At 30.2% G+C, this 12,399-nt stretch carries 6 protein-coding genes; 5 read left to right on the top strand and 1 reads right to left on the bottom strand.

Annotated elements, in window-relative coordinates; genetic code table 11:
• Window positions 1–5: 5 nt before the first annotated feature.
• The 5 genes from CSPA_RS29220 (at window position 6) to CSPA_RS17515 (ending at window position 10,317) form a co-directional block, all read left to right on the top strand.
• The gene (locus CSPA_RS29220; protein ID WP_081603992.1) at window positions 6–3,443 is read left to right on the top strand and encodes a methyl-accepting chemotaxis protein; all 3,438 of its coding nucleotides are present in this window, start codon (window positions 6–8) and stop codon (window positions 3,441–3,443) included.
• 98 nt (window positions 3,444–3,541) lie between these two features.
• Window positions 3,542–5,764, top strand: coding sequence for a HAMP domain-containing methyl-accepting chemotaxis protein (locus tag CSPA_RS17530; protein WP_015393688.1), 2,223 nt, complete (start codon window positions 3,542–3,544; stop codon window positions 5,762–5,764).
• Window positions 5,765–5,811: 47 nt separating this feature from the next.
• Window positions 5,812–7,908: a HAMP domain-containing methyl-accepting chemotaxis protein gene (locus CSPA_RS17525; RefSeq protein ID WP_015393687.1), complete on the top strand. Its 2,097-nt coding sequence runs from the start codon at window positions 5,812–5,814 to the stop codon at window positions 7,906–7,908.
• Window positions 7,909–7,942: 34 nt separating this feature from the next.
• On the top strand, window positions 7,943–9,838 hold the full coding sequence (locus tag CSPA_RS17520; RefSeq protein WP_015393686.1) for an ATP-binding protein: 1,896 nt from the start codon (window positions 7,943–7,945) through the stop codon (window positions 9,836–9,838).
• A gap of 74 nt (window positions 9,839–9,912) precedes the next feature.
• Window positions 9,913–10,317, top strand: coding sequence for a response regulator (locus CSPA_RS17515; protein WP_015393685.1), 405 nt, complete (start codon window positions 9,913–9,915; stop codon window positions 10,315–10,317).
• Window positions 10,318–10,717: 400 nt separating this feature from the next.
• Here CSPA_RS17515 and CSPA_RS17510 read toward each other — a convergent pair whose 3' ends face one another.
• Window positions 10,718–12,190 carry an aminotransferase-like domain-containing protein gene (locus CSPA_RS17510; protein WP_015393684.1) on the bottom strand — a complete coding sequence of 491 codons (1,473 nt, stop codon included), beginning with the start codon at window positions 12,188–12,190 and terminating at the stop codon, window positions 10,718–10,720.
• Window positions 12,191–12,399: the final 209 nt, after the last annotated feature.

Below are 12,399 nucleotides of genomic sequence, written 5' to 3'. Positions count from 1 at the left end.
TGATTATGAGATGGTATATGAATTTAAAGATAAAAAGTAAGATTTTTATTGCATTCATAGGTTTGGTTATTTTAATGGGACTTGTTGGTCTAATTGGAATATTAAATCTTCAAAAAATAAGTACATTAGATAATGAATTATATGAAAATAATACTAAACCTATTGGTATTATGAGTAGTATACAAGTAAATTTGCAGAAAAACAGAATTATAACCAGAAATATAATAATTGAAAATGATATTAATAAGAACAACGAAGCTAAAAATGCTTTACTTGAAAATGACAAAGTAGTAGATAAAACCATGGAAGAATTTAAGAGCAGCATTTTAAATAATGCGGTACTTGAAGAATTTAATAACTTAAGAAAAAATATAGACAGTTATAGACCAGTTAGAGATAAAATAATTGAATTGAGATTACAAAATAAAACTGATGAAGCAATAAGTTTAATGAATGGAGAAGGTTCAAATCTTGTAAATAGTGTAGATGCCTCAGCAACAAAGCTTATTGAATTAAAGGAAACTCAGGGTAAAGAAAAAGCTGATAATAATTCAAAGTCTTCTAGTACTGCAACAATAACAATGCTTGGAATAATTATCTTAGGAATAATTATAGCTCTTGTATTGGGAATTATAATTTCAGGGTTAATAAGTAAGCCAATTAATAGAGTATTACATATTCTTGAAGAAATGAGCAAAGGGCATCTTGGAGAAAGAATCAAACTTGATACAAAGGATGAAATAGGTCAAATGGCCAAAGTAATGGATATTTTTTCAGAATCATTGCAAGGTGTAGTAATAGGCACTATGAAAAAAATTGCTAATGGCGATGTTAGTATGGATTTAGAAGTTAGAGATGACAAAGATGAAATAGTACCAGCATTAAATAAAATAATAGAAAATGTTAGAAAATTAGTATTGGATGCAAATATGCTATCAAAAGCTGCTATTGAAGGAAATTTTGAAGTTAGAGCTGATTCATCAAAGCATGAAGGTGATTTTAAAAAGATTATAGATGGTGTAAATGAAACCTTGGATACTGTAGTAGATAAGGCAGTTTGGTATGAAGCAATAATAGATGCAATACCATTCCCAATACATGTAACCGACAAAGATATGAATTGGACATACATGAATAAGTCATTTGAAAAGTTAATGATTGAGCAAGGTGTTGTAAGAGATCGTAAATCAGGATATGGATTACAATGTTGCAATGCCGGAGCTAATATCTGTAATACAGAGAAATGTGGAATTAAGCAGCTTCATAAGGGAAAAACAGAAAGTTTCTTTGAATGGTGTGGTATGAGTAATAAGCAGGATACATCATATTTAAAGAATAAAAAGGGTGAAACTGTTGGATATGTTGAAGTTGTAACTGATCTAACACCTATTATTAGAGTTAGTGACTATACGAAAACTGAAGTTGAAAGGATTGAAGGAAATTTAAAGTTATTATCAAGTGGTAATACCGATTTTGATTTAAAAATTAAAGAGCCTGATAGTTATACTGAAGAAGTTAGTAAACAATTTAAGAGCATTTCTGATAGTTTAGAAGAAGTTAAAAATGCTGTAGATAATCTTATTAAAGATTCTAATGTGTTATCTAAAGCTGCAACAGAAGGAAAGTTAGATACAAGAACAGATGCTGAAAAGCATAGCGGAGCTTTTAAAAAGATAGTAGAAGGTGTAAATAAAACACTAGATTCAGTAATAGGACCTCTGCATGTTGCTGCTGAATATGTAGATAGAATAAGCAGAGGAGATATTCCTGACAAAATAACTGATGAATATCATGGTGATTTTAATGAAATAAAGAATAACTTAAACAACTGCATAGATGTAATGAATGGTTTATTAAATGAAACTGATGATTTAATAAAAGCAACACAGGCAGGTGAGCTTGATACAAGAGGAAATTCAAAAAAATTTGCTGGAGGCTGGGGCACATTAGTTGAAGGAATAAATAAATTAATAGATGCTTTTGTCGCACCAATAAATGTGACAGCTGAATATGTAGACAGAATAAGTAAAGGAGATCTTCCAGAAAAGATAACGGCTGCATATTATGGAGATTTCAATTTAATCAAGAACAATTTAAATAGTTGTATTGATAATATAAAGGCTTTAGTAGAAGATGCAAATATGTTATCTGAAGCAGCAACAGAAGGAAACGTTAATATAAGAGCTGAAGCAGCTAAACATAATGGAGATTATAGAAAGATAGTAGAAGGGGTAAATAAATTAATTGAAGCCATGGTAAAACCAATACAAGAAGTTACTAGTGTTATGAACGAAATATCTAAAGGTAACTTAGAAAATTCTGTAAGTGAATCATATAAAGGTGAGTTTGGAGTATTGGCAAAAGCTGTGAATTCTACAGAAAAAGGTTTAAAGAGAATTGTGGGAGAAATTGATAGTGTAATAGGAGAAATTTCAAATGGGAATTTAGCAATAGAAAATGTAACAGAATTCCATGGAAACTTTAAGAGTATTTCTTTATCTTTAAATAGGATAGTAGAATCTTTAAATAGTGTTCTAGGAGAAATTAATTCTGCAGCAGAACAAGTGTTTACTGGAGCAGGCCAAGTTGCAGATGGAAGCCAGGCTTTATCAAAAGGAGCTACAGAACAGGCAAGTTCAATTGAGGAATTAACAGCATCAATAACAGAGGTTGCAGCACAAACAAGAGAAAACTCTGTTAATGCAAATCAAGCAAAAGACCTTGCTCTAAAAGTTAAGGAAAATGCCGAAGATGGAAATAGGCATATGAGTGAAATGCTTAAGTCTATGGGTGAAATTAATGAGTCTTCTGCAAATATATCAAAGATAATTAAGGTAATAGATGAAATAGCTTTCCAAACTAATATTTTAGCCTTAAATGCTGCAGTTGAAGCGGCAAGAGCTGGTCAACATGGAAAGGGCTTTGCAGTAGTAGCAGAAGAAGTGAGAAATTTAGCAGCAAGAAGTGCTAATGCGGCAAAGGAAACTACAACACTTATTGAAGGATCAATTAGGAAAGCTGAAACAGGAACTGAAATTGCAAATAATACGGCAAAAGCTTTATATGAAATAGTTGATGGTGTAACAAAAGCAGCATCTCTTGTTTCAGAAATAGCAGCAGCTTCAGAAGAACAAGCTAGTGGTATTACACAAATAAATGTTGGAATCGAACAAGTGTCACGAGTTATTCAAACAAACTCAGCTACAGCAGAAGAGAGTGCTGCGGCTAGTGAAGAACTTTCAAGTCAATCAGAATTACTAAAAGATATGGTTGCAAACTTTAGGTTAAAGAATAGTAGTAGTGAAAATAATATTATGAATTATAAGAGATCCAATGGAAACAAAGCTTATAATGCAAAGAATAATATGTATCAGAAAGAATCTGCTGCTACATTAACTAAAGTTGAAATAGATTTAAGTGATAATGAGTTTGGCAAATATTGAAAATGTTATAAAAATTGATGAAATGTTGAAGAGAGGTGCAATTTATCACCTCTTCTTCAATAATACATTGATTTATATAGCTGAAGGGGGAAAATAATGTGAAATGGTTTATTAATCTGAGAATGAGTAAAAAGTTAATATTAGGGTTTGCTTTTATAGCGTTAATTTCTGGATGTATGGGTGGATATGGTATTTATTCCTTGAAACAAGCAAATAGCTTAGATACAGAGTTATATAATAATATGACAGTTCCAATATCAGAAATAGGAGAGCTTGGAACTATATTTCAAACTATGAGAGTTGATATTAGAGATCTTATAAATGCGCAATCACAGGATGTAGTAGAAGCTAAATCAAAGGAAATCTCGGAAATAAGATCAAATATAGATAAACTTCAAAATTCAATTCAGAAAACTATTGTAACAGAGGAAGTAAGGAGACAATTTGATATTTTTGTCAAAGCAAGAGATGCATATGGACCAGAATTGGATAAAGTATTAGCATTGGCTAAAGCAGGAAAGAAAGAAGAAGCTATTATAAAGAATAATGAGAATGCTCAATTGGGACAAGCAGAAGAGAAGGCAATTAGAGATTTAACTGCAGCAAAGATTAATGCTGCAAAACAAAAAATTGATTTAAATACGACTAATATTAATACAACCATAAGCTTAATGCTCACAGTAATAGTAATTGTAATTATTGCATCAATATTGATTGGATTCTATATTTCAAGATTGATTACAAAACCTGTGCAGAAAGTGGCAAATATGATTGGTGAAATGGGCAAAGGGCATTTTGGAGAGAGATTGAATATTGAAACAATGGATGAAATTGGGCAAATGGCTAAAACAATTGATGCTTTTGCTGAAGATTTACAGACAAATGTAATTGGAAATATTAATAAGATTGCTCAAGGGGATGTGAATTTTGAGGTACTTGTCAAGGATGAAAAAGATGAAGTATCGCCAGCATTAAATAAAGCAGCAGAAAACATCAGAACTTTAGTTGAAGATGCAAATATGTTATCGAAAGCAGCATCAGAAGGTAAACTAAATACACGAGCAGATGCAGCAAAGCATAGTGGAGATTTTAGAAAAATAGTAGAAGGCGTAAATGAATTAATTGAAGCTATGGTAAAGCCAATACAAGAAGTAAATAGAATAATGAGTGGAATTTCTAATGGGAATTTAGAGGTGAGAGTTGAAGGTGATTATAAAGGAGAATTTGGAGTATTAGCAAAAGCAGTTAATACTACAGGAGAAAGTTTAAGTGTTATAGTAGGAGAAATTGATCAGATTATTGGAGAAATTTCCAAAGGAAATCTTGTGATAGAAAATATAAAGGAATTTGATGGAAGCTTCAAGAGCATTTCTGTTTCTTTAAATAGAATTGTAGATTCATTAAATGAAGTTCTTGGTGAAATAAATTCAGCTTCAGAACAAGTTTATTCAGGGGCAAGCCAAGTTTCAGATGCTAGTCAGGCATTATCAAGAGGAGCAACAGAACAAGCTAGTTCCATAGAAGAATTAACATCATCAATAACAGAAGTTGCCGCACAAACTAGAGAAAATGCAACAAATGCAAATCAAGCAAAAGAACTTGCCCTTAAGGTTAAAACAAATGCAGAAGAAGGAAATGAGCATATGAGTGAAATGCTTAAGTCTATGGGAGAAATAAATGAATCATCTGCAAACATATCAAAAATAATAAAGGTTATAGATGAGATAGCCTTCCAAACTAATATACTTGCTCTTAATGCAGCAGTGGAAGCAGCAAGGGCTGGTCAACACGGAAAAGGCTTTGCGGTAGTTGCAGAGGAAGTAAGAAATTTAGCAGCAAGAAGTGCTAATGCAGCTAAGGAAACTACAACTCTTATAGAAGGCTCTATTATTAAGGCTGAAAAGGGAACAGAAATTGCTAATAATACTGCAAAAGCTTTATATGAAATAGTTGATGGAGTATCGAAAGCTGCAACTCTTGTAACAGAAATAGCAGCGGCTTCTGAAGAGCAAGCTAGTGGCCTTACACAAATAAATATTGGAATTGAACAAGTGTCACGTGTTGTTCAAACAAATTCAGCTACTGCTGAAGAGAGTGCTGCGGCAAGTGAAGAACTTTCAAGTCAATCAGAGTTACTTAAAGATATGGTTGCAAACTTTAAGTTAAAGAATAGTAGCAGTGAAAATAACATTATGAATTTGAAGAGTTCTAATAGAAACATAGCTTATAATGCAAAGAATAAAAATGTACATAAAGAATCGGCAGCAACATTAAATAAATTACAAATTGATTTAAGTGATAGTGAATTTGGTAAATATTAATCTAAAGAGTGTTTTTAATTTTATAAGCATATAAGGGGTGCAAATATATGAATTTGTTTATGAATCTAAAGATTAGAAATAAAATAATTTTGTGTTTTTTCTTAATAGTTATTATGATGGGAACGGTTGGATATGTAGGGATATCTAATATGCAAACTATTGGTAAGCTAGACAACGAATTATATACTGATAATACTGAGCCTATAACCTCAATTACCGTTGTTCAGGTAGATTTGCAAAAAAATAGAGTTAATATTAGAAATATGATAATGGAGAAGGATATTGACAAAAACAAAGACAATAGAAAATTGTTAACTGAAACTGATAATGAAATTGATAAATTTATGAATGACTTTAAAAATACAATAAAAGCTCAAAATATAATGGATGAGTACAATGTGTTAAAAGAAAATATAGATAAGTATAGACCAGTTAGAGATAAAATAGCTGAATATGCAATGCAGAACAAAGATGATGAAGCAATTGCCCTTGTAAATGGTGAAGGAAGTGTTCTTGCAAAAGCAATAGATACTTCAGCATCTAAGCTCATTGACCTTAAGGAAAACCAAGGAAAGAGTAAAGCTGAAACTAATATGAAAACTGTAAGTAATGCAACTATTTCAATGCTGGTAATTATTATTATAGGAATAATAATTTCTACAATTCTTGGATTTGTATTATCAAATTTAATTAGTGATCCAGTTAATAAGGTTAAGAATATACTTAAAGAAATTTCTAAAGGACATGTTAGGGATAGAGCAAATATAAGTACAAGAGATGAAATAGGAGAAATGGCTAGAACTATGGATGAACTAGCTGAAAATCTTCAAACTAATATAGTTGCTGTAATGAATAGAATTGCTCAAGGTGATGTGAGCATGGATTTAGTTGAAATAGACGAGAAAGACGAAATAACTCCTGCTATGAATAAAATGATATCTAATATTAGAAATTTGGTAATGGATACAAATACTTTATCAAAAGCAGCTAAGGAAGGAAAGCTTGATGAAAGAGCTGATTCATCTATACATAGTGGAGATTTTCAAAAGATAATAGAAGGAATTAATGAATTAATTGAAGCTATGGCAAATCCGATTATGGAAGTTAATGAAGTTATGAAAGAAATGTCTAAAGGAAATTTAGATGTTTCAGTTAATGGAAATTATAAAGGTGATTTTGGGGCATTAGCAAACGCAGTTAATACAACAACTGATTCTTTAAATTCAGTACTTGGTGAAATAAATGGAGCAGCAGAGCAGGTGTTTTCAGGAGCAAGCCAAATTTCGGATGGAAGTCAAGCTTTGGCTAGAGGAGCTACTGAACAAGCAAGTTCCTTAGAAGAATTAACAGCTTCTATAACAGAAATAGCAGCACAAACCAAAGAAAATTCTGGAAATGCAAATACAGCAAAAGAACTTGCATTGAAGGTTAAGGAAAATGCTAATGATGGAAATGAGCATATGAGCGAAATGCTTAAATCTATGGGAGAGATAAATGAATCATCGGCAAATATTTCAAAGATAATTAAAGTAATAGATGAAATAGCTTTTCAAACAAATATACTTGCTCTTAATGCAGCAGTGGAAGCAGCAAGGGCTGGACAACATGGAAAAGGCTTTGCAGTAGTTGCAGAGGAAGTAAGAAACTTGGCAGCAAGAAGTGCAAATGCAGCTAAGGAAACTACAACATTGATAGAAGGATCTATTAAGAAGGCCGAAAGAGGAACAGAGATTGCAAATAATACAGCAAAGGCTTTATATGAAATAGTTGATGGGGTATCAAAAGCTGCAACTCTTGTATCAGAAATAGCCGCATCTTCAGAAGAGCAAGCTACTGGAATTACCCAAATAAATGTTGGAATTGAACAGGTATCACAAGTGGTTCAAACTAATTCTGCAACGGCAGAAGAAAGTGCAGCAGCTAGTGAAGAGCTTTCAAGTCAATCAGAATTGCTTAAAAATATGGTTTCAAGTTTTAAACTAAAAAATGCTATTATGATGTCAGAAAAGGGTATTCAAGCACAAAGTTATATGCGAAAACAAAATTATAATAGTATAAGTAATAATAAAGCATATACAGAAGCTGCAAATTCTATTCAAAAAATCAGATTAGATTTAAGTGATAATGAGTTTGGTAAATATTAATAATGAATTAGAATAAGGTTGGTGAATAATTAAATTGAGATTTGAGAAAATTGCTCTAGATACTATTATTAGCCATTTAGCTCTATTAGTAATTATTGTTGATAAAAATATGGATGTTAAATATAATAATTTAAGTTCACAAAATATTAGCGAAAATGATGATGAGGGGCCAGGATATTATATAAATTGTTTCAACTCAAAACATGGATGTGGTAAAAGTAAAGAATGTTTAAATTGTAGGTTAAGGCAGATAGTTATGGAGACAATTAGAACGTTAAAACCTAGTGAGGATGAAGAAGTTGAAATTAATGTAATACAAAATAATTTATCTAAAAAAGCGTGGTTTAAAATCCAAACAATTCCAATAAAAAATTTTGGAGAAGATCAAGTGATTGTTGGATTTACTGATATTACGGAATATAAAGAAAGGAATGAAGAGCTTATTAGACTTTCGAAAGCGGCGGATTCAGCCAATAAAGCAAAAAGTGAATTTTTGGCAAATATGAGCCATGAAATAAGAACTCCTTTAAATGGGATAATAGGTATGACAGATTTAACACTGGCGTCAAATCTGTCAAGTGAACAAAGGGAAAATCTAAATATTGTAAAAAATTGTGCCCATAGTTTATTGTCTCTAATAAATAATATTTTAGATTTATCAAAAATTGAAGCTGAAAAAGTGTCAATAGAGCATATAGACTTTAAATTAGATGAATTAATAAAAAACGTTGTATACACAAATATTCCAAAAGCTAATCAAAAGTACATAGAAATACATTATGATATTGATGAAAAAATTCCTGAAATTTTAATAGGCGACTTGCATAGATTAAGTCAAGTGTTAAACAATTTAATATCAAATGCTGTTAAATTTACTGAGAAAGGATTTGTATTAATAGAAGTTAAAGAAGTTGGCAGGACTAAGAATTTTTGTGAAATTGAATTTGCTGTAGAAGATTTGGGAATTGGAATTAGCAAAGATGAAATGAAATTACTTTTTAAAAGTTTTTCACAAGTAGATGGATCTATAACAAGAAAATATGGAGGGACTGGCCTTGGATTAGCAATTTCTCAAAAGCTTGTTAATTTAATGGGAGGAGAGATTAAGGTTGATAGTCAAAAAGGAATTGGCAGCAGATTTTATTTTACGATTAAATTAGAAGAAGCTAAAGAGGAAAAATTAGATTCAACAATTAATTCAGTATCTAATTGTGATGAAAAAGAAGAGAGTATATTGTTAGTAGAGGATAATAGTATAAACAAATTAGTAATTAAGAAAATGTTAAAGGAATTGGGATATGAAAAAATAAAAATTGCATCTAACGGTGTGGAAGCTTTAAAATTACTTGACGATAATAGATTTGATATAATTTTAATGGATATACAAATGCCAGAATTGGACGGAGTAGAAACTGTTAAAATTATTCGATGCAATGAAAAGGAATTGGGAATTCATACTCCTATTATTGCGACCACTGCATATGCACTAAAGGGTGATAAAGAAAAATTTTTATCACAAGGTATGGATGATTATATATCTAAGCCTGTTGATATTAATGAATTAGGTAGAATATTAAAAAAGATTGAGGACTATTTAAGGAGTGATCAAGTAAATATAGTTCAAGATTATTTAAAACCTAAATTATATAGCCAGGAAGATTCAATTGAAGACATTGAAGTTAATAAGAGGCAGTTACTAGATGAATTAGTTAAATTAAATTCATATTTTAATGAAAAGAATAACAAAGTGGTAAATTATTTTGAAATTGAAAAAATTGCTCATAATATTAAAATAGAATGTGAAGCAAAAAATCTAAATCAAATAAAAACATTAGCTTTTAAAATTGAACTTGCAGCAAGAAAACAAGATGATAGTGGAATAAAAACTAATATAGATAAAATTCTTACTATACTGCAAAAGAAAAACTAAGATAAAAGATTTACATAATTGTTGTTGTTCTTTTGAATAGTTAATTAAGAAATAATGCACAGGGGAGTGGTTTTATGAAAATATTAATAGTAGAAGATGATTTATCAAGTAGAAAATTCTTATATAAGGTTATGTCTGAATATGGAGGATGTGATGTTACTGTAGATGGAATGGAAGGTTTAGATGCATTTATGATTGCATTGGATGATGGAGAACCATATGATTTAATATGTTTAGATATTATGATGCCTAAAGTAGATGGCGTAAAAGTTCTGAAAACTATAAGGGAAATAGAAAGACAGAGGAATATTGAAGGAGATAGTAAAGTAAAAATAATAATGACAACAGCGCTAAATGATGCAGAAATTGTTAAAAGTTCTTTTGATAGTGGATGTGAAGTTTATGCGGCAAAGCCTATAGATATAAAAAAATTAGAAAATGTTATGGAAAAATTAAACTTTACAAAAGGCAAAAAATAAATGAACTTCAATATTTATAAATATGGATATCCAAAGCGAGAATTAGAGTTATGCAACAATTACCGAAATCAGATTCATTTATCTTCCACAGGACTAGTGAAATTTTCGCTGGAAGGTTCTAAGTGGAAGGTTGCACCCATTTCTGCATGTTCCTAAAGTAAATTTATGACAAGCAGAAAATGAAACAACCTTCCACTAATAACCATCATCAGCTCAATTTCACATGCCTGCTTCCAGCAAAATGTATCTAATTTCTAGTGTAGTGTTACGATTATAATTTCTCGAAAATGCATACATAATCCATTTATAAGTTTGAATATTAATTTGGATATCTATATGTATTAGATCAGCTATACTAAATATTATTAGGTATAGCTGATCTGCTTTTTAAAACAAGCCATTAAGCTTTTGTAAGTAAGCGTATATTCTTACCTATAATTTTAATTCCTTTTTCAATATCTTCATCAGTTACTCTTCCAAAACCAATTCTAAAAGTATCATTTCCAGTAATAAATTTAGAAGTATTTTGCATATTTTCGTAAAAAATATCTCCAGGCATAAATAGAACATTATCTTTATAACATAAATCTAAAAGTTTGCGTGCGTCTAAATTATTTTTTAATTTTACAAAGATATGAAGACCGCCTTCTCCAGTGATATATTCATATGGAATATATTTCTCTACCAAATTCACTACAAGATTGTATTTATCGCGATAGTATTTTCTAACATTTTTAACATATCTGTTAAAGGCTCCACTTTTTAAATAATAATAAAAAGCACTTTGGTCAAGAAAGGAAGAATGAATATTTTTACCACGTTTTACACTTTCTAAAATATCTACCAGTTTATCATCAGCTAATATCCATCCAATTCTTAGTCCTGGAAATAGAATTTTTGAAAGGCTTCCAATGTATATCACTCCATTACCACTACCACATAAGGATGCAATTGGATCAATAGGAGAACTGGTATATAATAATTCTTCGTTAAACCCATCCTCTATTATAGGAACAGAAAATTTACGGAAAAGTTTATAAATTTCTTTCCTGCGTTCGGTCTTCGTAACTATACCAGTTGGATTATTATATGATGGGATTAAATATCCAAATTTGGGGTTGTGATTACTTAATGCTTCTTCAAGAGACTTTATATTTAAGCCTTCTTTGTCCATTTTAACTTGAACAATATTAAGGCCATAAGCTTTCATTATCTTTAAAGCAGTATTATGTGTTGGTTCTTCACATATAATTGTGTCACCTTTATTAGTTAAAGAACTTATAACTATATCAAAAGCTTCAGTAAATCCATTTGTTATTAATATATCTTTATTAATAGTATTAATCTGCTTTTCTTTCATGTACTCTAAGAAATAATCAATTAAAGGTTTATAACCCTTAGCATATCCATAATTAAGTAAATTAGCACCTTCATATGCCCAAGCATCTAAGAATGATCTTTTAAAATCATCAAGATTAAAAAGATGACTCTCAGGAGAAATGGATTTAAAAGATATCATACCTTTTTTATATGGAAGTTCACTTTTTACAATATCAAATTTTTTTAAAGTGTCTCCATATGCATTTATTCGTTCAATATAATCAACATTATATTCATAATTTTCATTTTCACCTTCAATCAAAACGAAAGTGCCTATACCTCTTTTGGTAATAATTATCCCCATACTTTCAAGTTCTTCATAAGCAGAAATAACTGAATTCCTGCTTATATTTAAAAATTTACTAACCTCTCGTGTAGAAGGAAGTTTACTATGTTTTTTTAATTCTCCATTTTTTATTCCTTGTTTGATATGTTTTTCTATTTGAAGATATATTGGTTCATCTTTTTTTACAACAAGATTAGAAAATATCAATGTCTGAGCACCTCTCTCCTTAAGAAATTATCATTAGTATTATATCAATTTCTGTACAGACTTTACAATATTAACAGAAATATAACAATAATTATTAAGATTTAACTTGAAATACAAGTCGAAGAATGAAAGATTTTAATGGGAAATTTAAAATAATTAACAATATTTGATTTGCTATGGCTAAAATTGTAGAAAATGTATTTCGAATA

Source organism: Clostridium saccharoperbutylacetonicum N1-4(HMT), assembly GCF_000340885.1.
In the GTDB taxonomy this organism is placed as follows: domain Bacteria; phylum Bacillota; class Clostridia; order Clostridiales; family Clostridiaceae; genus Clostridium; species Clostridium saccharoperbutylacetonicum.
Note: the sequence above shows the minus strand (reverse complement) of the source record. Positions and strands in the feature narration are given on the sequence as shown.

Coding starts and splice junctions, on each gene's coding strand:
- CSPA_RS17515 (WP_015393685.1), top strand. CDS start 9,913: ATGAAAATATTAATAGTAGAAGATGATTTATCAAGTAGAAAATTCTTA.
- CSPA_RS29220 (WP_081603992.1), top strand. CDS start 6: ATGAGATGGTATATGAATTTAAAGATAAAAAGTAAGATTTTTATTGCA.
- CSPA_RS17525 (WP_015393687.1), top strand. CDS start 5,812: ATGAATTTGTTTATGAATCTAAAGATTAGAAATAAAATAATTTTGTGT.